The organism is Micromonospora sp. ABR4_055 (assembly GCF_056160425.1).
The window spans coordinates 1-24,215 of record NZ_JBSWXD010000020.1 but is presented as its reverse complement, the minus strand read 5'-3'; the positions used below and the strand labels follow the sequence as shown (position 1 = coordinate 24,215).

Below are 24,215 nucleotides of genomic sequence, written 5' to 3'. Positions count from 1 at the left end.
CGCTCGTGACGGCGCCCCGGAGCACTCGTGCCAGCCACCGCACCCAGCCGGCGAGGCGGCGGGCCGACGGTTAGGCTCGAAGCCGTGCCGGCCTGCCGACCGCGTCGGCCCCGGCTGAGTCGGCCTTGAGGCGAGTCGGCCCCTGAACCGAGGAGGTGTCCGACCGTGACGATGCTGGTGGAGGACAATCCGGCGCGAAACCGGTTCGAGATCCTGATCGACGACGGCCTGGCCGGGTTCGCCAGCTACCGTCCGGGTCCGGCGACGGTGACCGTGACGCACACCGAGATCGATCCCGCGTACCGGGGACGAGGTGCCGGTGACGCCCTCGCCCACGGGCTGCTCAGTCAGATCCGCGACCGTGGAGAGCAGGTGGTGCCCCAGTGCCCGTTCATCGCCGCCTACATCGATCGGCATCCCGAGTTCGCCGCGCTGGTCGCCGGTGACTGAGCAGCGCCGGCCCGGCCTGGCGCGTACGGCGGTCGCGGTGGCCGGCGTACTCGTGCTGGCCGCCACGGTGGTGGCGGCAGGCGGCTGGCTCGGCTGGTTCAGCGATCCGACGATCTCCGACGCGCCCGAGGCGTCGGCCGACGTCGAGGTCGTCGCGACCGGACTCGCCGCACCATGGGATCTCGCGTTCCTACCGGACGGCACGGCCCTGGTGACGGAGCGGGACACCGCGCGGTTGCTGGCTGTGGACGCGCAGGGCAGCACCCGGGAGATCACCGGGGTCGACGGGGTTGTCCCGGACGGGGAGGGCGGCCTGCTCGGCGTGGCGGTGTCCCCGCAGCATGCCACCGACGGCTGGGTCTACCTCTACTACACCGGTGCCGAGGACAACCGGATCGTTCGGTTCCGGCTCGGGCCAGACGGCCCGACGACGTCCCCTGAGCCGGTCCTGACCGGGATTCCCCGGGCGTCGACCCACAACGGCGGCCGGATCGCTTTCGGTCCGGACGGCATGCTGTACGTCGGCACCGGTGACGCCGGCGAGCGGGGGGCCGCGCAGGACCCGACCGGGCTGGCCGGCAAGATCCTGCGGCTGCGACCGGACGGCACCGTCCCGGCGGACAACCCGGTTGCCGGGTCGCCGGTGTTCAGCCTCGGCCACCGCAACGTACAGGGACTGGCCTGGGATCCGGCCGGGCAGCTGTACGCCAGCGAGTTCGGGCAGAACCGGCACGACGAACTGAACCCAATCGAGGCCGGCGGCAACTACGGCTGGCCGGAGGTCGAGGGGGTGGCCGACCGGGCGGAGTTCGTCGATCCGGTGGCCACCTGGGCCCCCCGGGACGCCTCCCCCAGCGGTCTCGCCCACCACCAGGGCCGGCTCTGGCTGGCGTGTCTGCGTGGCCAGCGGCTGTACCGGGTCGCCCCGGACGGCACCGACGCCGAGACGTTGCTCAGTGGCGAGTACGGCCGGCTGCGGCACGCGGCGGTGGCGCCGGACGGCAGCCTGTGGGTGCTCACCTCGAACCGGGACGGGCGCGGTTCACCCACCGGCGACGACGACCGGATCCTGCGGATCAGCGGCTGACCGGTCCGCCGTAGGGTCCGGCCCGGTCGGGACAGGCACCGTCGGACCCGGCGTGCCGGTCCTGGCCACCGACGTCTGCCAACCGGCCAGCCGCTCGGCGGCGGCCCGACTGTTCGCCCAGCTCGCCCCGTAGGTCGACAGGTGCACGTCACCGGTGACCCGGACCGGTACCCCCATCTCGACCACGACGGCGTCGGGTCGGACGGTGAGCGCGCGGTCGACCGCCACCGACATCCACCGATGCCGGTGCAGGTCGCGGACCACCAGGACAAGGGCGTGGTGGCGGGCGGCGAGCAGCGCGGTGTCCAGCGGCTCGACCGGTCGGCCAGCCACCTCGGCCGCCGTCGACGCGTCGAGATCCCGCTCGGTCAGTCGGACGGTGAGCGTCCCGGGCCGCAGCGCGGCCAGGGCCTGGCCGATGCCCCACGGAGTCTCGGCCCCGATGGCGATGTTGTGCGGCGGCGCGAACTCCACCACGTACGCGGGCCGGGTCAGTGGCAGCTGGGTCTCGGCCCGTATCCGCAGCGCGCGCCGGGCGGCGGTGAGCCCGATGGCGGACCGTACCGGGCCGGTCGGCGCTCCGGCGGACACCAGCGTGGTGGCCCCGTTGCTGTCCGGCACGGAGCCGTTGCCGTGCGGTTGGCGGTGCCGCACCGACCAGGCCGCCAGTTGCCGGATCCGCTCCGCCGCCTCGGCCAGCCGCTGGGCCGGCAACCGACCGGTGACGACCGCGTCGACGATCGCGTCGGTCAGTCGCCGGACGGTCTCCTCGTCGGCGTGTTCGCCGCCCACGCAGACCGCGTCGACCCCGGCGGCGAGCGCCCGGACGGTCGCGCGAGCCAGACCGAAGCGCCGGGTCACCGCCCGCATCTCGATCCCGTCGGTGATCACCGCGCCGGTGAACCCGAGCCGGTCCCGCAGCAGGTCGACCAGGACCGCACGGCTGAGGGTGGCCAGGTTGGCCGGGTCGATCGCCGGCACGAGCAGGTGTCCGGTCATGATCGTCCGGGTGCCGGCGGCGATGGCGGCCCGGAACGGGGTCAGCTCCACCGCGTCCAGCCGGATCCGGTCGGCGTCGATACGGGGCACGGCGTCGTGGGAGTCCACGTTGGTGTCACCGTGTCCGGGGAAGTGCTTGGCGCAGGCGGCGACTCCGGCGTCCTGCAGCCCGCGAATCCAGGCGGCCGTGTGCCGGGCTACCAGGCGCGGATCGTCGCCGAACGCGCGTACCCCGATCACCGGATTGTCCGGATTGGAGTTGACGTCGGCAACCGGGGCGTAGTTGACGGTGACTCCCGCGCCGGCCAGCTCCAGGCCGAGATCGTAGGCGACCCGCCGGGTCAGTTCCGGGTCGTCGACCGTGCCGAGGGCCAGGTTGCCGGGTCGGGAGCTGCCGTGTCCGGATTCGATCCGGGTCACGTCACCGGCTTCCTCGTCGATGGCGACCAGCACGTCCGGCCGTTCGGCGCGCAGCGCGGCGGTGAGCGCGGCGACCTGCTCGGGGTCGCGGACGTTACGGGCGAACAGCACCACGGCGCCCAACCCGTCGGCGACCCACCGGCGCACCCAGTCCGGTGGGCCGGTGCCGAGGAATCCGGGCTGCAGCACGGTGGCCGCCATCCGCCGCACACTGGGACTGGAATCGGCCATGCGGCTCATGTTCACATCACGGACAGTTTTAGTCAATAAACCTTCCTATTAACCGGGACCCGCGCTGCGGCGACGACGCCGGTCCCGCCGTACGGCACGGTCTGTCGCCGGGCAGCCCCGGTGTGGCACAGTGCGTGAGTGGTTCCGTTCGTCCAGTACGCCGCCGAGGAGACCAGCTGGCAGGACATCCCCGGTGTCCAGGTGATCGGTGCCGTCCTCGGTGTCCTGCTCCTGCTCGCCGCGTTGCGGGCAATGTTCGGCAAAGGGCGGTGAGCGCGGGTCCGGCGAGCGCCCCGACCGGTCGGCCGGACCGGTCACCGGACCGACCGGCCGTTTGGCCGTGGTCGGCGCCGGGTAACCACGGAATCCGATGAAGCTGCCCCTGCACTCACCCCGGCTGCGCCGCGCTGCGCGCCAACGCTTCGGCTGGTCAGCGTTGCGGCCCGGCCAACTCGGCGCGATGCGGGCCCTGCTGAAGGGCCGCGACGCCTTGGTGGTGCTGCCCACCGGCGCCGGAAAATCGGCCGTCTACCAGATCCCGGCCACCATGCTGCCCGGCCCGACCGTGGTGATCTCTCCGCTGCTCGCGCTGCAGCAGGACCAGATCGCCGCGCTCAACCAACGCGGCCAGGCCGAGCTGCGGGCGGTAAGGATCAGCTCCGCGGAGAGCCCGGCCCAGCGACGGGCGTCGCTCGACGACGTCCGTGAGGGTCGGGCCCGGTTCCTGTTCACCACACCGGAGCAGCTGTGCGACCCGGACCGCCTGGCCGAGGTACGTCAGCTGTCCCCGGCGTTGGTCGCGGTCGACGAGGCGCACTGCGTCTCGGCCTGGGGGCACGACTTCCGACCCGACTACCTGGCCGTCGGCCACCTGGTGGAGCAGTTGGGCCGCCCTCCGGTGGTGGCGCTGACCGCCACCGCCTCGCCGCCGGTGCGCGACGACATCGTCCACCGGCTCGGGCTGACCGATCCGCACCTGGTGGTGGCCGGACTCGACCGGGACAACCTGTTCCTCGAGGTGGCCCACTGCCCAACCGAGGACTACCGGTGGCGCAGGCTGGTCGCCCTGCTCGACGTGGAACAGCCGCCCGGCATCGTCTACGTGCCGACCCGGCGGGCCGCGACAGACCTGGCCGGTCAGCTCGTCGCCGCCGGCTACCCGGCCCGCTGCTACCACGCCGGGATGTCGGCCACCGCCCGGCAGCAGCTGCACGACGAGTTCCTCGCCGGGCAGGTGCCGGTCATGGTGGCGACGTCCGCTTTCGGCATGGGCATCGACAAACCGGACGTACGGTGGGTGGCGCACACCGCGCTGCCGGACTCGCCCGACAGCTATCTGCAGGAGATCGGTCGCGGCGGCCGGGACGGCCGGCCGGCCCGGGCGCTGCTGTTGTGGCGGGCCGAGGACATCGGTCTGCAGCGGTACTTCACCACCAGCCCGCCCGATCATGACGAGTTGCGGGACGTCGCCGAGGTGCTGGACGTCGAGCCGGCGACCCGCGCCGAGCTGCGCCGCCGCACCGGGCTCGGCGCCCGCAAGCTGAGCCAGCTGCTCGCCCTGCTGGAAGAGGTGGGCGCGGCCCGGACCGTCGCCGGCACCCAGACCGTCCGTCCCTTCTACGCGCCGACCCCGGCGCGGGCCGCCGCCGACGCGGTGGCGGCGGCCGGACGTCGCCAGACCGTGCAGCGCTCCCGTACCGACATGATGCGGGCCTTCGCCGAGGCGACGGGTTGCCGCACCCGGGGGCTGCTGGCCTACTTCGGGGAGCATGTGACGGACGTCTGTGGTCATTGCGACAGTTGCCACGCCGGGACCAGTACCGCCGACGACGGCGCCGCCGGCCCGTTCCCGGTACACAGTATGGTGCGACACGCGGAATGGGGGGCCGGCCTGGTGCTCGGGTACGAGCAGGACCGGATGACGGTCCTGTTCGACGGTGTCGGCTACAAGACGTTGTCGGTGCCGGTGGTCAGCGACCAGGGTCTGCTGGCCGCCGAGCAGCGCTGAGGATCGCCACCGTCGGACACCGGTCCGGCGGACAGCAGGTTGAGAGGGGCAAAGCGTGACGGAACTGCCGGTGTACACCGAACTCGGGTTCTCCGACGAGGAATGGGGGCTGCTGGTCGGGCTGCCGCAGGCGGTGCTGAACGCGGCCAGCGCGGCCGAGTCCGACGGTGGACGGCGGACCCGGGCGGAGAACGCCGCCGGGCTGGAGACGATCGGCGCCGGCCGGGAGTCGGCCAGCCCGCTGGTCACCGCGGTCGCCGGGGAACTGGTCAGCCGGGTCGGCGATCCGGAGACCGGCGAGGAGTTGCCGGTGATCGAACCGGCCGACCCGCAGGCGCTGATCGCCGACGTGCTGGCCCGGGCGGGTGCGGCGGCCCGACTGCTCGCAGACCGGGTGGACGACGGTGAGGCCGGGGCGTACAAGCACTGGCTGGTCGGCATCGCCGAACAGGTGGTAGGCGCCGCGAGCACCGGCGGGGTGTTGGGTATCGGCGGCGAGGCGGTGACCGAGTCGGAGCGGCGGTTCCGCGACCGGCTCGCCCACGTGCTCAACGACTGAATGGGAGGACTCCCGGTGTGCGGGCGGTTGACCGCCGCCAGTACGGTCTGGGATCGCGGGCCGCACCGGCCCGGTGGACACCCCTCTCCCGGGAGCATCGATGGAGCTTCTGACCAGCCCCGAGTTGTGGATCGCGTTCGCGACCCTGCTGCTGCTGGAAGTCGTGCTGGGCATCGACAACGTTGTGTTCATCTCGATCCTCGCCGGTCGGCTGCCCGAGCACCAGCAGGCCAGGGCCCGCACCATCGGGCTGTCACTGGCCCTGGTCACCCGGCTGCTGCTGCTCGCCTCGTTGTCCTGGGTGATCGGGTTGACCGCACCACTGTTCGAGGTGTTCGGGCAGGAGATATCCGGTCGTGACCTGATCCTGCTGCTCGGCGGGGGCTTCCTGCTGGCGAAGGCGACCTACGAGATTCACGAGCACCTGGAGGGCGCCGACCACGCCAGTAGCGGCAAGACCGCGTCGTTCGCCGGGGTGATCGCCCAGATCCTGGTGCTCGACGTGGTGTTCTCGCTCGACTCGGTGATCACCGCGGTGGGCATGGTCGACCAACTGTTCATCATGGTCGCCGCCGTGGTGGTCGCGATGGTCATCATGCTGGTGTCGGCCGGGGCGGTCAGCGGGTTCGTCAACCAGCATCCGACGGTGAAGATGCTGGCCCTGTCGTTCCTGTTGCTGATCGGCGGCAGCCTGATCGCCGAAGGGCTCGGCCACCACATCCCCAAGGGGTACGTGTACGGGCCGATCGCGTTCTCCGTCTTCGTGGAGTTCCTCAACCTGCGGCTACGGTCGCGCAAACAGGCGGCGGCACCGGTCAGCCTGCACCCGACGTTCGTCAAGGAGCAGCCGGCGGCGTCCGGCGGTACGGACAGCGCCGACCGGGCCGACTCAGCGTAACGGAAGCAGTCGACGGACCGCCTGTTCGGCGGCCGTCCGACTGGGCTCGACGGCGGCGAGCCGGGCCACCCGGCCCTGGTTGAACGACTCGACCACCCGGGGGTCGACGTAGGAGGCGCGGGCCACGGTGGGGGTGTTGCCGAGCAGCTCCGCGACCTCCCGCATCACCGCGGCCACCGTCCGCCGCCGGGCCGCCGCCGAGCGCGGCACGCCGACGGCCGCCAGCCGGGTCGCGGCGAGCACGGTGGCATGCCAGGTACGGAAGTCCTTGGCCGTCATCTCGGTGCCGCTGGCCTGACGCAGGTACTCGTTGATCTCGTCGCTGTGCACGTCCCGCCAGCGCCGCCCGTCCCAGTAGCAGAACAGCCGTTGCCCGTCGTGCCGGCGACGACGCAACGCCCGCAGCACGGCACACACCTGCGCGTCGTCGATCCGCCGGACCTGGGCGACGCCACCCTTGGCCGGGAACTCGAGGACCACACAACCCCGCTCGATCCGGGCGTGTGCGGGCCGCAGCGTCGCCACCCCGAAGGTGGGTTCGTCGCCGGCGGCGTACTGGTCGTTGCCGATCCGGAACATCCCAAGATCCAGTAGGCGCACCAGGGCGGCCAGCACCCGTTGCCGGCCCAGACCCCGGCCACGCAGATCGGCGTCGACCCGGTTCCGCAGCCGGGGCAGCCGGTCCGCGACCCGCCGGACGTGCTGGAACTTGGCAACGTCCCGACGGACCCGCCACTGGGGGTGGTAGAGGTACTGCCGCCGGCCGGCCGCGTCCACACCGACGGCCTGGATGTGACCGGACGGGTGCGGACAGATCCACACGTCCCGCCAGGCAGGTGGGATCACCAGTTCACGCAGCCGCTTCAGCTCCGCCGGGTCGGTGACCGGCTGGCCCCGGGTGTCGAGGAAGGCGGTCCCCCGGCCCCGGTGACGGCGTCGGTATCCCGGTCGGTGCAGTTCACTGCGCCGCAAGCGCATCGCGTTCCACCTCGCCGATCGCGGCGAGCACCTCGTCGACGCAGATGGCGGCCATCGACGGGTGCCAGTCGGCGGCCGGTCCATCGGCGGCCGGCGGGTCGCCGGCTGCGGAGTCGGCGGCTGTGGGGAGGGCCGCCGGCTCCTCGGCCCCGGCGGACAGCAGCGGGTAGTGGACCACCCGGTGCCGCGGCCGGTGCACCCGCGGGCCCCAGCGGGCCGGCGAGGTGGGACCGAACAGCAGCACCGACGGTACACCGAAGGCCGTTGCCAGGTGCCCCGCGCCAGTGTCGGCCGCGACCAGCAGGCGGGCGTGCGCCAGCAGCGCGGCGAACTGGTAGAGGTCCATCCGCCCGGCGCGGACCGCGGTGCCGGGCAGCCCGGCATCGGTGGCGACCGCCTCGGCGAGCGGGCGCTCGGGTGCCGACCCGGTCACCACCACCCGGTGCCCGGCGGCGGTCAGCCGACCGGCCAGCTCGGCGAACCGGTCGACCGGCCACCGGCGGCGCGGCGCCGCCGCACCGGGGTGCAGCACGGTCACCCCGACCGGCACCCGGTCCGGTACCGGACGGGGCAGCAGCAGGTCGGTGGTGTCGCAGTCGACGCCGTACCAGGTGAGCAACCGGCACCACCGCACCACCTCGTGCTCGTCGTCGCGCCACGGCGGGCCGTCGTGGTGCGCCGCCGCCGGACACCGGTACGCCCACAACCGGCCCGGCCGCGTCGCGGCGAGCAACCGGTGCGACTGCGGGCCACAACCGTGCAGGTTGACCGCCCAGTCCGGGCTGCATCCGAGCGCCAGCTCCGCGTCCAGCCCGGACAGCGGCACCAGTCGGTCCACCGCGCCGGTCAGGCCGGCCAGCGGGGCCAGCCAGGTCGGCGCGGCCAGGGCGATCGTCTCGGCCGGGTAGACGGCCCGCAGCCCGCGCAGCGCCGGTACGGCGGTGGCAAGGTCGCCGATGCCGAGGGCCCGCAGCACCAGGATCACGGGTAGGACGTCTCCCGGTCCGCGCAGATCACCATCTCGCGCACCGCGCACCCGGCCGGCTGCTGCAACGCGAACAGCACCGCCGCCGCCACGTTGTCGGGGTCGTTGAGCGCGGCGTCGGCCGCCGGCCGGTACTGGGCATCGCGCTCGTCGAAGAACGCGGTCCGCATCCCGCCGGGCACCAGCAGGGTGACGCCGACGGTGCCGGCGAGTTCGGCCGCCAACGCCCGGGTGAACCCGACCACCCCGAACTTGGCCGCGCAGTACGCGGTGGCGTCACCTACCGCCTTCATTCCCAGAGTGGAGGCGATCGTCACCACCGAACCGCCGACCGAGGTCAGCCAGGGCAGCGCCGCCCGGATCACCGCCGCGGTGGCCAGCAGGTCGACCGTGACGACCCGTTCCCACACCTCGGCGGGGGTGTCGGCGAGCCGGCCCGGCACGTCCATCCCAGCTGCGGTGACGACCGCGCTCAGCCCGCCGGTCTGCTCGGCGAGCCGGTGGGTGGCGGCCTCGGCGGCCCGGGTGTCGGCCAGGTCGCAGTCGAGCCAGGGAACGCCGTCCACTGGCGGCTGCCGGTCGATGACGCACGGCCGGTATCCGGACTTGGCCAGCAGGTCGACGACGGCTGCCCCGAGACCGCTCGCGCCGCCGGTGACCAGCACCGCCGGGCCGCCGGAATGGTTCGTCACGGTGATTCCTCCACAGTGGTGGTCGACGGGACGGGCCGCGCGGCCCGGGCGGCGGCGATCATGCCGGTGGTGGAGCGGCCGTCGAGGTACGGCACGATCGCCGTCTGCCCGCCCCACCGGCGTACCATTTCGGCCTCGGGCAGGTCCGGCTCGGCGGTGCCGCCACCGGCGTAGTCGCCACCTTTGACCCAGATGTCCGGCCGCAGCCAGCTGAGCACCGCGTGCGGGGTGTCCTCGTCGAAGACGACCACCGCGTCCACGCAGCCCAGTGCCGCGAGCAGCCGGGCCCGGTCACGCTCGCCGACCACCGGCCGCTGCGGCCCCTTCAGCCGGGCCACGCTGGCGTCGGAGTTGACGCAGACGACCAGGCAGTCACCCAGTTGCCGGGCGGCCTGCAGCGCCGACACGTGTCCGGCGTGCAGCAGGTCGAAGCAGCCGCCGGTGGCCACCACGGTGCCCCCGGCGGACCGTACCCGGGCGGCCAGCGACCCGGCGGCGCGCGGACCGACCTGCTCCGCCGCCGCCGTAGCCAGCGCCCCGGTCTCCACCGGCACCGCAGCCTGGTCGGGCCCGGCCAGTAGCCGACGCAGCCCGGCCGTACCGCCGTCGGCGACGTACCGGGACGCTTCGGCAACCGCCGCCTGGACCGCCTCGGACACCACGGCTCCGGCGGCCAGCGCCGTAGCCGCCGCGGTGGCGAACCGGTCCCCCGCGCCGCAGGTGTCCCCGTCGGTGCTGATCGGCGTCGGCACCATCAGCGGCACGCTACCGGCGTGGCACAGCAGCGCACCGTCGCCGCCCATCGTCACCGCGACCGCCCCGGCCCGCCAGCGGCGACGCAGCTCGTCAGCGCCACGCGCGGCGGTGGCCACGCGGGTGTCCCCGACAGGCTGCCCGGTCAACTGGCGGACCTCGGCCTCGTTGGGGGTGATCAGCCGGGCACCGGCGACCGCCGCCGGACCGCGCGGATGTGGATCCCACACCACCGGTGCGCCGGTCGCCGCCAGCGCCGCCCGCAGGCCCGGCATCCGCGCGACTCCCCTGCCATAGTCGCTGACCACCACCGCCGCCGCAGCCGCGAGTACCTCGGCGGTGGCCGGCGGCAGATCGCCGTGCACCCGGCCGTCCCCGCCCCGATCCAACCGCAGCAGCACCTGACCCCGGGTTCGCAGCCGGATCTTCTCGGCGGTCGCGCCGGCCAACGGCAATGGATGCAGGTCCACGCCGGCTGCGGCGAGCAGCGCCGCGAGCCGGCATCCGGCCGGGTCGGCGGCGAGCGCGCTGACCAGTACCACCGGGTGCCCCTGCCCGGCGGCGAGCACCGCGGCCAGCCCGGCACCACCGGGCCGGTCGGTGACATACCGCTCGTCGAGCACGGGCGCGGCGGCGTCCGGGCAGACCCGGGTGACCGCGCCGTCGACGTCCCGGTCGAGCAGAGTGTCGCCGACCACCACGATCGGGCCGGCGGTCACCTGACACCGCCGCGCACGTCCAGCACCGGCAGACCGGCCGGCACGGCTGGCGCCGTGGGCGCGCCGGCGACGGCATCGACCGCACGGGCGGGGACGTCGACCGCACCGGTGAGACCGAGTACGCCGGGCAGTGTCTGGTCGACGTAGCCGCACAGCAGGTGCGCGGTGACCAGGTGCAGCTCCTGCACCACCTGCGGATCGGCCGCCGGCACCGCCAATACCTCGGCGCACGCCTCGGCCAGCGGGTTCGGCGCCGGGCCGGTGCAGGCCCAGCAGCGCAGCCCGACGTCACGGCCGGCCCGGGCGGCGGCGAGCAGGTTGCCGCTACGTCCACTCGTGGACAGCAGCAGCAGGATGTCGCCGGGGCGGCCGTGGGCCCGTACCTGCCGGGCGAAGACCTCGTCGAAGCCGAAGTCGTTGCTGATCGCGGTGAGCGAGGAGGTTTCGGCGGTCAATGCGATCGCGGACAGCGGCGTCCGGTCGTCGCGCAGCTTGCCGACCAGCTCGGCGGCGAGGTGCTGGGCCTCGGCGGCGCTGCCGCCATTGCCGGCGACCAGCAGCCGGCCGCCGTGACCGAGCGTCCAGGCCAGCTCGGCGCCCCAGCGCCCCAGCCGCGCGGCCACCTGGCGGTACGGCAGCAACGCCTCGGCCAGCCCGGCGAGGTGGGTGTCGATGAGCGAGTTCACGTCGGACATCTCAGGCCACCACCCGGCTCGGCTGCCGCACCCCGCTGACGGTGCCGTAGATCGATGTGAGCTGCGTGGCAGCGCGCTGCCACGAGTAGCACTGCCGCGCCCGGTCCAGCGCGGCGGTGGCGTAGGCGAACCTCCGGACCCGGTCGTTGAGCAACCCGCGCAGCGCCATGCCGAGCGCCCGTGGGTCCCGGGGCGGCACCAGATCGCCGGTGAGTCCATCGACGACGGTGTCGGTCAGCCCACCCACGGCGGTGCCGACCACCGGCACGCCGCAGGCCATCGCCTCCAGCGGGGTGAGCCCGAACGGCTCGTACCACGGGGCGGCGACCAGCACGTCGGCCGACCGGTACCAGGACGGCATCTGTTCCCGGGGTACCCCGCCGACCAGCCGGATCCGGTCACCGACACCGCACGACTCGGCCAACTGGCGCAACTGCCGGGCCTGCGGGTCGGTGTCCAGTTCGGCGGCCGGCGGACCACCCACCACGACGCACTCCGCGTGCGGTACGAGTTGCATGGCCCGTACGACGTCCTGGAAACCCTTGCGGGCGACCAGCCGGCCGACGGTCAGCACCCGAGGTCGGCCCTCGTCGCGCGGCACGGACAGTCCGTCGGGGGCGAAGGTCTGCTCGTTGACGCCGGACGGCACCACCGACAGCCGGCCCCGGGGCACCCCCATCCGGATCAGCTCGGCGACCTCGTCCTGGGACTGCGCGACCACCCGGTCGACGCTGCGGCCCAACGCCCGCTCGTAGCCGATGCGCCGGGGTGGACTGGTGTCCATCGCGCCCTGGTGGCGACGCTTGACGGTGCCCAGCGCGTGGTAGGTCTGCACCACCGGAACCCCGGTCAGCCGGCCGGCGTGCACCGCGGCCAGCCCGCTCATCCAGAAGTGCGCGTGTGCGACCGCCGGAGTCCAGTCGTGGCTCCACTGCCCGGCCAGCCACTGGCTGAACTGCGCCATGTGTGGCAGCAGGTCGTCCTTGGCGATGTGCTCGGCCGGTCCGGCCGGCACGTGCACCACCGCAACCCCGTTGTCCAGCTGCACCAGTTCCGGCAGGTCCGCAGCGTCCCGTCGGGTGAACACTCGGACCTCGTGACCGTCGGCGGCGAGCGCGGTGGACAGCTCCGCGACGTGCGTGTTCTGGCCGCCGGCGTCCACCCCGCCGAGCGCGGCGAGCGGGCTGGCATGCTCCGAGATCATCGCGATGCGCATAGCGCCTCCTCCAGCAGCTCGTCCCAGTCCGCGAGGAACCGGTCCAGTCCGTATCGGTCCTGCGCCGCGCGCCGCGCGCCGTCGCCGAGCCGGCGGGCCGAATCCGGCTCGTCGATCAGCCACTGGGCGGCATCGACCAGGGTCTGCACCCGGGTGGCGAGCACCCCGGCCGACGGTGGTACCGCGGCGACCACCTCGGTGGTGCCGAGGACGACCACCGGCATGCCCATCGCCATCGCCTCGATCAGGCTCAGGCCGAGTGAGGTCCACCGGCACAGATGCAGGTACGCGCGGCGGCGGGCCACCGCGGCGTGCATCGCCGACTGCGGCACGTCGTCGTGGACGGCCAACCGACCGGCCGCTGTCCCGCCGAGGGCCCCGGGCAGCCCTGCGACTCCCATCCCGTACACGTCCAGCGGGGCGACCCGGGCGAACCGGGGCATCAGGTCGGTGCCGGTGACCCGACGGCGGCGTACCGGCTCGTTGGTGACCACGGCGAGCCGGTCGAGTTCGCCGCTGTAGCGGGCGGCCGGGGCGACGATGCCGTGCTCGATCACCCGGGTCCGGGTGCCGCCGGTGTCCCAGAACAGGTCGTTGAAGTGGGTGACGTGGACCACGGTGAGGTCGTCACGGTCGGCCATCGGATGCCGGCTGGTCGGCACGTCACCCTTTGGCGTGTTGTGCTCGACGTAGACCGCCGGCACGTCCCGACCGACGGTCCGGCCGAGCCAGCTGGTGGCCAGGTCGAGCTCCTCGGGGCGTTGCAGGATCACCAGGTCGACCTCGGCGGTGGCGAGCTGCCCGGGGCGGATCTCGGTGACGCCGTCCGGCCACGGGTAGGTGCGCGCCCGGCCCAGCCCGTACGGCCCCCGGTCCGGAGTGACCGGCACCAGGTAGTGGTGCTTGCCGTGGACGAACGCGGTGGTCCACGATCCGTGGACGTGCCAGAGCAAGATGTTCATCCGGCCGTCCCGCAGATCAGTTCGACGGCCTCGACCACGCTGTCCGGGGAGACCGTCGACAGACACGGATGGCCCGGCACCGGGCAGCGGGCGGCCCGGGTATTGCGGCAGCCGGCGACCGGGTCGCCGAGCCGGACCCAGGGCACCCGGTATGGTCCCCACTGGCCGAACGGCACCGTCGGCGCGAACAGGCTGACCACCGGGGTGCCGACCGCCGCCGCGAGGTGTGCCGGCCCGGTGTTGCCCACGACCAGCGCGCCGGCCCCCGCGATGATCGCGGCGAGCCGGGCCAGCGAGGTCTGCCCGCCGAGATCGGCACCGGACCGGCCGGCGACCCGACGGCTCAGCGCCTGCTCACCGGGGCCGCCGGTGACCACCACCCGGTGCCCGGCGGCGTGCAGCGCGTCGACGAACGCGGCACACCGCTCCGGCGGGCAGGCGCGGGATTCGACGGAGGATCCGGGGTGCACGACGACGTAGCCCGGTGGCCCGGCCCGGTCCGGCTCCGGCATCCGGTGACGCACACCCGAGCCGGGCTCCTGTGGTGCGGGCCCGGCGGCTGGCCGCAGACAGCCCGGGCGTAGCCGCAGCACCGGCTCGTCGTCGCCGGGCAGCGCGAATCCAGCGGCGGCGGCCAGCGACAACGCGCGTTCCGGCTCCGGTACGCCGGGCGGCACCCGGTGACGCACGTCGAGCAGAGAGCCGGAGTAGTCGTCACTGATCGCCGCGATCCGATCCACCCCGGCCTGCCGCAGGAGCAGCGCCAGCGGCAGCGGCGACTGGTGGAAGGAGGTGAAGATGATCGCCTCGTCGGCGCCGACCTCGGCCAGCCGCTCCGTCAGCCGGGTCAGGTCGGCGGGGTCCACCGGACCGGGATCCGGGTCGATCCACGGCAGCGGCCACTCGATCAGGTCGCCCACACCGGGCAGCAGTTCGGCGGCGGCCCGGCCCTGCGGTCCACAGAGCATGACCACCTCGTCCGCCCCGGCCGCCACGGCGCGGATCGCCGGCCCGGTGACCAGCACGTCGCCGACCGAGTCGGAGCGCACGACCAGGACCCGGCCACCGCGCGGGCCGGGCTCGTCGGGAGCGGTCGCCCGGTGGCGACGCAGGATGAGATCAGCGGCGCCGGCCAGGTCACCGGCGACGGCGGGAGCGGCAGCCGTCTCCTGCGGATGGGTCGTCTCGGTGGGTACCAGGATGCCGGTCGCGCCAGCGGCACCGGCGGCGACGATATCCCGGCCGATGTCGCCGACCACGACGCACCGCCCGGCGCTGGTGCCCAGCTCCCGGGCCGCGGCCAGGACCATGCCCGGTGCCGGTTTGCGGCACCGGCAGCCGTCGCCGTCGTCGTGCGGGCAGACCTGCCAGGTGTCGAACGGGCCGAGGAGTTCCTCGATCCGGTCGTGCACCCGACGCATGTCGTGGGTGGTGAAGTGGCCGCGCGCCAGGCCGGACTGGTTGGTGACGACTCCGAGCCGCAGACCGGCGGCGCGAAGCCGGTCAAGCGCGGCGCGGGCACCGCGCACCGGGCGGACCAGGTCCGGGTCGCCGTTGTACGGCACGTCGTGCACGAGCGTCCCGTCACGGTCGAAGAGCACCGCGTCGAAGAGCCCGCGGCCCCGACTGATCAGTTCGCTTCGCACCTGGCTCCGTTTCCCGGGTGCGGGGCGAGTAAACCAACCACGGCGTTCGTCCGGTCCGCACCATTTCGCCGCTGGCCGGGTTAGCGGGTCGCCCGCGGGGTACCCGGCTGATCGTGGCTGTCGTGCAGCGGGTGATCCCCGCCCCGCAGGACCAGGTGTTCGCCGTGCTGGCGAACGGCTGGTCGTACAGCGACTGGGTGGTCGGGACCGTGCACATCCGCGATGTCGACGGGCACTGGCCGCAGGCCGGGGCCCGGCTGCACCACACCGCCGGTCCCTGGCCGCTGTCGTTGTCCGACGCCTCCACGGTGATCTCCTGCCAGCCGGGCGACGAGCTGACGTTACGGGCCGGGCTGTGGCCGCTGGGCGAGGCGACGATCGTGTTCCGGCTCGCGCCGACCCCGGGCAACGGCACTCGGGTCACCATCGCCGAGTCGTTCACCGGAGGGCCGCTGCGCTGGGTCCGTACGAAGCTCGACGATCTGGTCCTGCACCACCGCAACCGGGAGACGCTGCGCCGGCTGTCCGACATCGCAACCCGGCAGACCGTCGGGTGACGCCGGCACGCCACGGCCGTGGGCCCGACGGACGGGCCCACGTCAGCAGGGGCCAGCCAGGGCAGACCAAGTCAGGGCAGGTCAGTGGACGGGTGCCGGACGGCACCCGCAGGGAGGTGATCGGAATGAACCAGACCGTGATGATCACTGGCGCAAGCGCCGGCATCGGACGCGCCACCGCCCAGCGGTACGCACGCCGCGGTGCCCGGCTCGGGTTGCTCGCTCGGGGAGCGGCCGGCCTGGCCGCAGCCGCCGCACAGTGTCGGGAGCTGGGTGCCGAGGCGGTGGCCACGTACCAGGTGGACGTCGCCGACGCCGCAGCGGTCGACGAGGCCGCCGACGACCTGCACCGACGCAACGGCGGCCTGGACGTGTGGATCAACAACGCGATGGTGTCGGTCTTCGCCCCGACCTGGGAAATCAGCGCTGACGAGTTCCGGCGGGTCACCGAGGTCAACTACCTCGGCACCGTGCACGGCACGCTGGCGGCGCTGCGGCAGATGCGCCCGGCCGGAATCGGCACGATCGTGCAGGTCGGTTCGGCGCTGGCGTACCGGGGCATCCCGCTGCAGTCGGCGTACTGCGCCAGCAAGCACGCCATCCAGGGATTTAACGACTCGCTACGGGCCGAGTTGCTCCAGGCCAGCCCCGAGATCAAGCTGTCGATGGTCCAGCTGCCGGCGGTGAACACGCCGCAGTTCTCCTGGGTGCGTACCCATCTGCCCCGACACCCGCAACCGGTACCGCCGATCTTCCAACCCGAGGTGGCCGCTGCGGCGATCTGCTGGGCCGCCGACAACGGCAAGCGGGAGGTCAACGTCGGTGGCCCCACCCTACAGGCCCGGCTCGCCGACATCATCGCCCCGGGTCTGCTCGACCGGCTGCTGGCGATCCGGCAGGTCGGATTCGACTCCCAGCAGACCGACGAGGTCATCGACCGGGCCCACTGGCGGGACAATGTGGACGTACCGGCCGATGCCGAGGTCGATCATGGTGCACACGGCGCCTTCGACGACCAGGCACGTCGGCGTTCGCTGGCGCTGTGGGCCGTGACGCACAAGCAGACCGTCACCGCCGCAGTCCTGGCCGCCGCGCTCGGCACCGCGCGGGCGATGGTCGGCAGCGGGCCGGCCCGGCTGCGGGCTGCGGTCCGTCGACCGGTCGGGCGGGCGGCGTGACTGTCTGACACCGCCACCGCCCGTTGGGCCGCCGGTCGCTGCCGTCGAACCGGCGGCCGAGGCACACAAGGGGGATACAGCCCGCCCGCCCACCGATGCATCATCGATCGCAGATGACGATCATGGGGCGGCGAATGACGCGCCCCGACCAGGAGGGGGCGGTCAATGACAACCGATCCGAGCTGGGACGACTACCTGATCAGCGACACCAGCGCCGACACCGGCACGACGGATTTCGCAGGTAGCTCGACCACGCTGCCCGAGCCGGTCGCCGACGCGGTGGAGACCCATCTGGACCAGGCCGTGGCCGACCAGGAGTGGTCCGACTGGCACGCCGACGTGAGCGACTCGTGGACCGAGTCCGCCGACGGTCACCTGCAGGACGCGGCGGACAGCGTCGCCGCCGGCTTCGACCCGACCGCCTCGATCGAGGCTGCCGACCGGCAGTACTCGCTGGCGGCCGACGAGGCCGGTACGGCGAGCGACTACGCGGCCGCGACGGACTACAGCGTCGACGCCGCGGCCGCCGAGATCAGCACATACGACAGCAGCAGCAGTTACGAAAGCACCAGCTTCGACACCGGCACCAGCTTCGACACCGGATTCGGCACGGAATGACCTGGGCAGACAGCAACGGCAGGGCGCCGGCCACCGGCATCGGCACCGACGACGATCGGCAGGCCGACCAGCTCGCCGCCGGAGCGGAGCGGACCGTCGCCGCTCCACTCACCGTCGTACGGCAGCATCTGCTCGCCGCCGTACGGAACCTGGGTTTCCAGCTCACCGTCGAGCAGCTCAGCGTCATCCAGGCGGTACGCGGCTCCAAGCTCGGCGCGGTCACCCTGCAACCGGCCCGGATGCCGGTGCAGTTGCAGATCGGTCTGGAGGCCGGCCCTGCCGCCTGCCGGGTCACCGTCCAGGTGAGCGACCGCTGGCCGGCGAAGGTCGGCCGTAACTGGGGCGCGACCGCTGTCTACCAGGACGTCTTCGGGTCCGTCCTGGCCGCCGTCGACGCCGCTCTGGCCCGTCTCGACCCGGCCGCCGCCGCCGGCTTCGCCGGCTGGTGGCGCAACACCGGGAACGGAGACGTCGCCGCCATGCAGAACGCCGCCGGGTGGGCGGCCCAGGCCGGCTCGTTGATCTCCCGCCACACCACCCGGTTCCTCGACGGGTCCGACCCGGTAAAGGGTGCCCCGGTGAGCCGGGCCGGGGCGGGCACGTTCACCTTCGTCGCTGCGGAAACGGTCGCCGAGGTGCCGACCCAGCTAGCCGACGGGATGCTCACCGTCGGGACCCTGATCACCAGCCGGCCCGGGCAGATGCCGGCGAACTTGGTCACCCAGATCCAAGGGCTGGTGTACCGGGTCGAGGAGTACATCGCGGCGGCAGCCGCCTCGGCCGGCACATCGACGCCGTTCCGGTTCACCGTGGACCCGGCCGACGTGCCGGTGGTGACGTTCCTGCACCAGCAGGCCCAGCTACGGGAGATGCTGCCGGTTCGGACGCTGTTGATCTGCACGACCTGCAAGCTGGAGAAGATCGTCAACCCCGAACTGGAGCGACTGCAGGAACGCAACCGCCGGACCCGCGACCTGGCGACCACGGTGAGCGCGGTGATCAGCCCGTTCGTGCTGGCCGGGCGGCTGGCCCAGACCAAGGGTCCGGCCTTCGCCTGCCCACGCTGCCAGGGTCTGTCGGCCGACGAGTCGGTGGTGACCTTCTGCCGGCAGTGCGGCGACCGACGTACCGAGACGGCGCTGCGGTCCTGCAGCAAGTGTTCGTTCGACTTCCGTTCGCTGCTGCCAAAGGCCCCGCTGTGGGTCGCGCCGACCGCTGTCGCGCCGGCCGGGCGGGACCAGTCCGCCACGCCTGCTGTCGCACCGGCGACCGATCCGGCGTCAGCACCGCCGACACCGGCAGCCGCACCACCGCCACCGACACCGGCAGCCGCACCACCACCGGCGCCCCGCGCACCGGCACCGACGCCGGTTGAGGAGTCCTGGCCGCGTCCCCCCGGCCAGTGACCCCGGCGGTTCCAGCCGGAGCTCCGACACCGGCTCAGCGGTAGACCGCCCGCTGCGCCGCCGACACCACGGCCCCGTACATCCACCCGGTCGCCGCGCGGTCGCGGACCAGCGCCGCCCGCGCGGCGTTCGACCCGGGCGCGCCATGCACCCCGCCGCCGGGGTGCGCCGACGCCGAGGCGAGAAAGAGCCGGTCGACCGGGGTGTCCGCGCGGCCAAGGCCGGGCACCGGCCGGAAGAACAGCTGCTGGTACGCAGCCGAGGTGCCGCCACCGACCGCTCCCCCGACCAGGCTCGGATTGTGCTCCTGCAGGTCCACCGGACCGGCCACATGACGGGCTTGGACCAGGGCGCCGAAGCCCGGCGCCTGCCGCTGCAGCACCGCCTCCATCCGCGCGACGTGTTCGACGATCTCCTCGGGGTGCCACCGGGTCCGGTGCGGCAGGTGCGTGTACGCCCACAGCGACTCGGTGCCCGTCGGCGATCGCTGCGGGTCGGTGGTGGTCAGCTGGCCGAGCAGCAGGAACGGGTCACGGGGCACCTCGTCGCAGGCCAATTCGGCGGCGTACCGGGTCAGGCCGTCCAGGTCGGCCCCGAGGTGCACGGTACCGGCGGTGGCGACCGCCGGATTGCGCCACGGCATCGGGCCGGCGAGCGCCCAGTCAACCTTCACCGTCGACCCGTCCCACCGGAACCGGCGCAGGTCGTCGACCATCCTGGGAGGCAGCCACCGGTCGCCGACCAGGTCGAGCAGCAGCGCCGGAGCGGGAACGTCGGCGAGCACCGCCCGCCGGGCCCGCCACCGCCGGCCGTCGACGGTACGCACGCCGACCGCCCGGCTGCGGGCGATCAGCACCCGGTCGGCGGCGGCGCCGGTGACCAGCCGGCCGCCCCGGGAACGCAGCCGGGCGACCAACGCGTCGGTGATCCGTTGCGCGCCGCCCGCCGGTACCGGCCAGCCGATCTCCTGACCGAGCATGGTCAGCAGCCAGCCGTACACGCCGGACGCGACATCGTCGGGGGCCAGGTCGGTGTGCAGCGCGCAACCGGCGAGCAGCGCCGGACCGCCGGCGCCGGCGAAGGTCTCCCGGCCTAGTTGGCGGACCGGCAGCACCAGGCGCCGGGCCAGCCGCAGCGATCCGGCGGTCCGGAGCCGGCGCAGCAGCGCGGCGCCGGCCCGCACCGGCGGGAACGGGGTGAACAGCGCATCGATCAGCGGCGCCGACACGGCCCGCCACTCGGCGTACGCCGACAGCCAGCGCTCGCCGTCGCCGTCGGCGAATGCTTCCAGCGACTCGGCGGTCCGCCGTGGGTCCAGGTTGACCACCGCCGCGCGGTCGTCCGGCAGCAGGTGGGCGAAGACGTCCGGAGCGTGCCGCCAGCGCAGCCCGAACTCGGCCAGCCGCAGCTCCCGCAGCACCGGCGAGGCGAATCCGAGCGGATAGAACGAGCTGTACAGATCACTGAGATAGCCGGGGGCGGTCACCTCGGCGGACCGGACCGCACCACCCGGCGCCCCGGTCGCCTCCAGGACCAGCACGTCCCAGCCGGCGTCGGCGAGCAGGTTGGCGGCGACCAGGCCGTTGTGTCCGGCGCCGATGACGACCGCGTCCGCCGTCTCCACATCCGTTTCTGCCATCTCCGCGCGGCTACCCCGGCCGGGCGCGGCCAAACGTTTACCGGCGCGACCTCCGGGAACGACCGCCGGATGTACGACGTGGAGCAGTTCATCGACGGTGGGTGGGGGCGGTTCGGCGACGGTGCCGAGATCGTCGTCGAGGACCCGTCCGAGGGCACCCCGGTCAGCCGCAGTCCGCTCGCCACCGAGGCGAACGTCGACACGGCGGTGAAGTCGGCCCGCGAGGCGGCGCCGGGGTGGGCTGCGACACCGGCGGCGGATCGGGCCGCCGCGCTGCGACGAATCGCGGACGCTCTGGCCGGTGCCACCGACCAGGTGGCCGAGGCGCAGAGTGCGGAGATGGGCAAGCCGTTGGCTGGGGCTCGGGCCGGGATCGCTGCCGGTGTCGCGACCCTGCGGCAGTACGCCGAACTGGGGCCGGTGCACCGGGGTCGGGCGCTGGCCGGCGACCCGGCCGCCCTGGATCTGATGGCGTACGTGCCGCGTGGGGTGGTGGCGGTGCTGACGCCGTGGAACGACCCGGTAGCGGTGGCCTGCGGGCTGCTCGGCGCGGCGCTGGTGACCGGCAACACGGTGGTGCACAAGCCGAGTGAACGCTGCCCGGCGACCGGCGCGCTGCTCGCCCGGATGGTCGCCGACGAGGTTCCCGACGGGGTCTTCGCCCTGCTGACCGGCGACGGGGGCGTCGGTGCCCGGATCGCCGCCTCCGACGGGGTGGACCTGGTCGCCCACGTCGGGGCGACCGACACCGGGCGGGCGGTCGCCGAGGCGTGCGCCCGGACCGGGGCCAAGGTGCTGCGGGAGAACGGCGGCAGCGACGCGCTGGTCGTCGACGAGGGCGTCGATCCGCGATGGGCCGCGCAGCAGGCGGCGGCCGGCGCGTTGGCCAACTCGGGCCAGGTATGTGTCAGCGTGGAGCGGATCTATGTACACAGCACGGTGGCGGAGCCGTTCGTCGAGGCGCTCACCGGCCTCTGCTCGGGGATGCGGTTGGGGCCTGCCCGTGACCCGTACACCGAGCTGGGTCCGCTGGTGGACCGCCGGCACCGCGACCAGGTGCATGCGCAGGTCTCGGCGGCGCTGGCGGCCGGGGCGACGGCGCGGTGCGGGGGCCGGATCCCGGACGGGCCCGGTGCCTTCTACCCGCCGACGGTGCTGACCGGATGCACAGATGACATGGCGGTGATGCGGCAGGAGACGTTCGGCCCGGTCGCCCCGGTGATGACGGTGGGGTCGTTCGACGAGGCGCTGTCCCGGGCGGCGGCTTCCCCGTACGGCCTGTCGGCGACCGTGCTGACCCGGTCCATGAGCCACGCGCAGCGGGCCTGGCGCGAACTGCCGGTGGGCACCGTGAAGATCAACTCGGTGTTCGGTGGAGCGCCGGGCGGTGCCGCGCACCCCCGGCGCGGCAGCGGCGAGGGCCTCGGATTCGGACCGGAACTGCTCGACGAGATGACCGTCGTCAAGGTGCTGCATCTGCAGGCCCCGGGTGGACCGGACGGCCGCTGGTGAGCAGTCCGGCACGGCCGGCGCGGTTACGCGAGATCCGGTTGACGACGTGGCGCGCCGTGCTGGTCGGCAGCGGACGCCGGTTCGTCCGGGACAACTGCGTGGACTGGGCCGCCGCGTTGACCTACTACGGGGTGCTCGCGTTGTTCCCCTCGTTGATCGTGGTCGTCGCCCTGGTCGGTCTGGTCTCCGACGGTGAACGCACGGTGGACACCGTGGTCGGCCTGGCCGAGGAGCTCGGAGCCGGGGCGGTGGTGGGCGACGAGGGTTTCGTCGACATCATCGACGGGGTGGTCGCCCAGCGCAGTTCCGCCGGTGTGCTGCTCAGCTTCGGCCTGGTTGCCGCACTGTGGTCCGCGTCGGGGTACGTTCGGGCGTTCACCCGCGCAGCGAACGCCATCTACGGGGTGGCCGAAGGTCGCCCCTTCTACCGGTTGCAGCCGCAGCAACTCGGGTTGACCACCGCCGGGCTGATGCTGCTCGCGCTGGTCGCCGTGATGCTGATCGTCAGCGGCCCGGTCACCGATGCGCTCGGTGACCGGCTCGGTTTGGGCCAGGCCCCGCGTACCGCCTGGAGTCTGCTCAAATGGCCGGTGCTGATCGCCATCGTCACGACGCTTTTGTCTCTTCTGTACTGGTTCGCTCCCAACGTCCGCCAGCCGAGGCTTCGCTGGCTGGCCGTCGGCGGCGTGGTGACCCTGCTGCTGGCGGCGCTGGCTTCCGCCGGGTTCGGCACCTACGTCGCGTACTTCGGTTCATACGACGTGACCTACGGCAGCCTCGGCGCGGTGATCGCATTCCTGGTCTGGCTCTACCTGACCAACCTGGCGGTGATGCTGGGCGTCGAGATCAACGCGGAGGTGCAGCGCGGCCGGGCCGCCCAGGCCGGTGAGTCGGAACCGGCCGACCCGGTGCTGCCGCCACGCACGCCGGTTTAGCCACGCCGCTCACGGGTAGTCAAACAGCTATGGAACGCGGCAACAGCAAGCACAGTCCCCGGGTGGACGACAGCATGGCCCACGACACCCGTGGGACCACGCAGGGCACCACCGGAGGCCGGGCCGAGGAGTGGCACGAGGCGGAGCCCCCGGGCGAGGACCAGCCGGAGCCGGCTGCGGTTCCGGCCGGCGACAACCGCTCCGGTACGCCGCAGGGCATGACCAGCGAGGAGGTCGAGCAGCGGAGCAGGCTGGGCCGCTACATCAACCTCTCGGCGCTGCCCGGGGACCGCAGCACGCTGCGCGACAGCGCGCTGGAGAACGAGGCACCCGACGACGTGCTCGACGAGATCGATCAGCTGCCGCCGGGTCGCACGTTCCAGACGGTGTCCGAGGTGTGGGCCGAACTCGGCCATGCCAACGAGACGACCCGCTGGTGACCGCGCCGCCTGCGGCCCGGCGGAAGTAGAGGAGGGACTCACATGGGAGCAGTGACCGAGTACGTCGATGTCGCGGTGCCGGTACGCGCCGCGTACAACCAGTGGACGCAGTTCGAGGAGTTCCCCCAGTTCATGGAGGGCGTCTCCGAGGTGACTCAAGTGTCGGAGACGCTGACGCACTGGACGACCGAGATCGCCGGGGTGTCGCGTGAGTTCGACGCGAAGATCACCGAGCAGATTCCCGACGAGCGGGTCGCCTGGACCGCGACCGGCGGGGTGAAGCAGGCCGGTGTCATCACGTTCCACCGCCTGGACGATGCCCACACCCGGGTCACCGCGCAGATGGAGTTCGACCCGGAGGGAGTGGCGGAGCAGGCCGGCGACAAGCTGGGCATCGTGGACCGCCGGGTGAAGGGTGATATGAAGCGCTTCAAGGATTTCATCGAGAGCCGGCACGGCGTGGAGACCGGGGCCTGGCGTGGCGAGGTCCCCCGACCGCAGCCGTGACAATTCGACCGACCACCGCACCTCGAACAGCGCCCGCCGGCCGGCGGTGACTCCTCCCGAGCCGGCCGACCGGTGGGCCTGGAGGCAGGGGGGGGGGGGGGGGGGGGGGGGGGGGGGGGGGGGGG

24 protein-coding genes are annotated in these 24,215 nt (G+C 73.3%); 14 read left to right on the top strand and 10 right to left on the bottom strand.

What is annotated here, in order from left to right; genetic code table 11:
- The first annotated feature begins 171 nt into the window (after positions 1-171).
- Both ACXAHD_RS07875 and ACXAHD_RS07870 read left to right on the top strand, forming a co-directional pair.
- Positions 172-450, top strand: coding sequence for a GNAT family N-acetyltransferase (locus ACXAHD_RS07875; protein ID WP_348650124.1), 279 nt, complete (start codon positions 172-174; stop codon positions 448-450).
- The gene (locus ACXAHD_RS07870; protein WP_281554458.1) at positions 443-1,537 is read left to right on the top strand and encodes a PQQ-dependent sugar dehydrogenase; all 1,095 of its coding nucleotides are present in this window, start codon (positions 443-445) and stop codon (positions 1,535-1,537) included. Before ACXAHD_RS07875 ends, ACXAHD_RS07870 begins: the two co-directional genes overlap by 8 nt.
- Here ACXAHD_RS07870 and ACXAHD_RS07865 read toward each other — a convergent pair.
- Positions 1,493-3,187 (bottom strand): glycoside hydrolase family 3 protein, encoded by a 1,695-nt coding sequence (locus ACXAHD_RS07865; RefSeq protein ID WP_475049441.1) that lies wholly within the window; start codon positions 3,185-3,187, stop codon positions 1,493-1,495. The genes ACXAHD_RS07870 and ACXAHD_RS07865 overlap by 45 nt on opposite strands.
- Positions 3,188-3,325: 138 nt before the next feature.
- Here ACXAHD_RS07865 and ACXAHD_RS07860 point away from each other — a divergent pair, with 138 nt between their 5' ends.
- The 4 genes from ACXAHD_RS07860 (at position 3,326) to ACXAHD_RS07845 (ending at position 6,652) form a co-directional block, all read left to right on the top strand.
- Complete coding sequence (locus tag ACXAHD_RS07860; RefSeq protein ID WP_281554456.1) at positions 3,326-3,460, top strand: hypothetical protein; 135 nt, start codon at positions 3,326-3,328, stop codon at positions 3,458-3,460.
- A 97-nt stretch (positions 3,461-3,557) separates the two neighbouring features.
- Complete coding sequence (locus ACXAHD_RS07855; protein ID WP_475049436.1) at positions 3,558-5,195, top strand: RecQ family ATP-dependent DNA helicase; 1,638 nt, start codon at positions 3,558-3,560, stop codon at positions 5,193-5,195.
- A 55-nt stretch (positions 5,196-5,250) separates the two neighbouring features.
- A complete protein-coding gene (locus ACXAHD_RS07850; RefSeq protein WP_289212693.1) occupies positions 5,251-5,754 on the top strand; it encodes a hypothetical protein in 504 nt (167 codons plus the stop codon).
- A 100-nt stretch (positions 5,755-5,854) separates the two neighbouring features.
- Positions 5,855-6,652 carry a TerC family protein gene (locus ACXAHD_RS07845; RefSeq protein ID WP_281554453.1) on the top strand — a complete coding sequence of 266 codons (798 nt, stop codon included), beginning with the start codon at positions 5,855-5,857 and terminating at the stop codon, positions 6,650-6,652.
- On the opposite strand, the gene ACXAHD_RS07840 is transcribed toward ACXAHD_RS07845, so the two are convergent.
- From ACXAHD_RS07840 to ACXAHD_RS07805, 8 genes are read right to left on the bottom strand one after another with little or no spacing between them, the layout of a single operon-like run.
- Positions 6,644-7,630: a DNA topoisomerase IB gene (locus ACXAHD_RS07840; protein ID WP_281554452.1), complete on the bottom strand. Its 987-nt coding sequence runs from the start codon at positions 7,628-7,630 to the stop codon at positions 6,644-6,646. The genes ACXAHD_RS07845 and ACXAHD_RS07840 overlap by 9 nt on opposite strands.
- A complete protein-coding gene (locus tag ACXAHD_RS07835) occupies positions 7,611-8,615 on the bottom strand; it encodes a glycosyltransferase family 9 protein (protein WP_281554451.1) in 1,005 nt (334 codons plus the stop codon). Before ACXAHD_RS07835 ends, ACXAHD_RS07840 begins: the two co-directional genes overlap by 20 nt.
- The gene (locus ACXAHD_RS07830) at positions 8,612-9,307 is read right to left on the bottom strand and encodes an SDR family oxidoreductase (RefSeq protein WP_289212692.1); all 696 of its coding nucleotides are present in this window, start codon (positions 9,305-9,307) and stop codon (positions 8,612-8,614) included. Before ACXAHD_RS07830 ends, ACXAHD_RS07835 begins: the two co-directional genes overlap by 4 nt.
- Positions 9,304-10,761: a PfkB family carbohydrate kinase gene (locus tag ACXAHD_RS07825; RefSeq protein ID WP_281555543.1), complete on the bottom strand. Its 1,458-nt coding sequence runs from the start codon at positions 10,759-10,761 to the stop codon at positions 9,304-9,306. Before ACXAHD_RS07825 ends, ACXAHD_RS07830 begins: the two co-directional genes overlap by 4 nt.
- A gap of 14 nt (positions 10,762-10,775) precedes the next feature.
- Positions 10,776-11,474, bottom strand: a complete 699-nt coding sequence (locus tag ACXAHD_RS07820) for a D-sedoheptulose-7-phosphate isomerase (RefSeq protein ID WP_281554449.1) — start codon at positions 11,472-11,474, stop codon at positions 10,776-10,778.
- A 1-nt stretch (position 11,475) separates the two neighbouring features.
- Positions 11,476-12,690: a glycosyltransferase gene (locus tag ACXAHD_RS07815; RefSeq protein ID WP_281554448.1), complete on the bottom strand. Its 1,215-nt coding sequence runs from the start codon at positions 12,688-12,690 to the stop codon at positions 11,476-11,478.
- Positions 12,675-13,652 (bottom strand): glycosyltransferase, encoded by a 978-nt coding sequence (locus tag ACXAHD_RS07810; RefSeq protein WP_281554447.1) that lies wholly within the window; start codon positions 13,650-13,652, stop codon positions 12,675-12,677. The genes ACXAHD_RS07815 and ACXAHD_RS07810 overlap by 16 nt, the downstream gene beginning before the upstream one ends.
- Positions 13,649-15,298, bottom strand: coding sequence for an HAD-IIIA family hydrolase (locus ACXAHD_RS07805; RefSeq protein ID WP_281554446.1), 1,650 nt, complete (start codon positions 15,296-15,298; stop codon positions 13,649-13,651). Before ACXAHD_RS07805 ends, ACXAHD_RS07810 begins: the two co-directional genes overlap by 4 nt.
- Before the next feature lie 113 nt (positions 15,299-15,411).
- Between ACXAHD_RS07805 and ACXAHD_RS07800 the strand changes: the two genes are divergently transcribed.
- From ACXAHD_RS07800 to ACXAHD_RS07785, 4 genes are all read left to right on the top strand, one after another.
- Positions 15,412-15,855 carry an SRPBCC family protein gene (locus ACXAHD_RS07800; RefSeq protein ID WP_281554445.1) on the top strand — a complete coding sequence of 148 codons (444 nt, stop codon included), beginning with the start codon at positions 15,412-15,414 and terminating at the stop codon, positions 15,853-15,855.
- Between the two features lie 125 nt (positions 15,856-15,980).
- A complete protein-coding gene (locus tag ACXAHD_RS07795; protein WP_281554444.1) occupies positions 15,981-17,033 on the top strand; it encodes an SDR family oxidoreductase in 1,053 nt (350 codons plus the stop codon).
- Between the two features lie 165 nt (positions 17,034-17,198).
- Entirely contained in the window at positions 17,199-17,651 is a 453-nt protein-coding gene (locus ACXAHD_RS07790) for a hypothetical protein (RefSeq protein WP_281554443.1), read from the top strand.
- Positions 17,648-19,057 (top strand): hypothetical protein, encoded by a 1,410-nt coding sequence (locus tag ACXAHD_RS07785; protein WP_475049424.1) that lies wholly within the window; start codon positions 17,648-17,650, stop codon positions 19,055-19,057. Before ACXAHD_RS07790 ends, ACXAHD_RS07785 begins: the two co-directional genes overlap by 4 nt.
- Before the next feature lie 34 nt (positions 19,058-19,091).
- On the opposite strand, the gene ACXAHD_RS07780 is transcribed toward ACXAHD_RS07785, so the two are convergent.
- Positions 19,092-20,696, bottom strand: coding sequence for a phytoene desaturase family protein (locus tag ACXAHD_RS07780; RefSeq protein WP_281554441.1), 1,605 nt, complete (start codon positions 20,694-20,696; stop codon positions 19,092-19,094).
- A 69-nt stretch (positions 20,697-20,765) separates the two neighbouring features.
- Here ACXAHD_RS07780 and ACXAHD_RS07775 point away from each other — a divergent pair, with 69 nt between their 5' ends.
- The 4 genes from ACXAHD_RS07775 to ACXAHD_RS07760 are packed head-to-tail and all read left to right on the top strand — an operon-like array spanning position 20,766 to position 24,090.
- The gene (locus tag ACXAHD_RS07775; RefSeq protein WP_281554440.1) at positions 20,766-22,208 is read left to right on the top strand and encodes an aldehyde dehydrogenase family protein; all 1,443 of its coding nucleotides are present in this window, start codon (positions 20,766-20,768) and stop codon (positions 22,206-22,208) included.
- Positions 22,205-23,143 (top strand): YihY/virulence factor BrkB family protein, encoded by a 939-nt coding sequence (locus ACXAHD_RS07770; RefSeq protein WP_281554439.1) that lies wholly within the window; start codon positions 22,205-22,207, stop codon positions 23,141-23,143. Before ACXAHD_RS07775 ends, ACXAHD_RS07770 begins: the two co-directional genes overlap by 4 nt.
- Before the next feature lie 29 nt (positions 23,144-23,172).
- Positions 23,173-23,583, top strand: a complete 411-nt coding sequence (locus tag ACXAHD_RS07765) for a DUF2795 domain-containing protein (RefSeq protein WP_281554438.1) — start codon at positions 23,173-23,175, stop codon at positions 23,581-23,583.
- Between the two features lie 42 nt (positions 23,584-23,625).
- Positions 23,626-24,090, top strand: a complete 465-nt coding sequence (locus ACXAHD_RS07760; RefSeq protein WP_289212690.1) for an SRPBCC family protein — start codon at positions 23,626-23,628, stop codon at positions 24,088-24,090.
- Positions 24,091-24,215 lie beyond the last annotated feature (125 nt).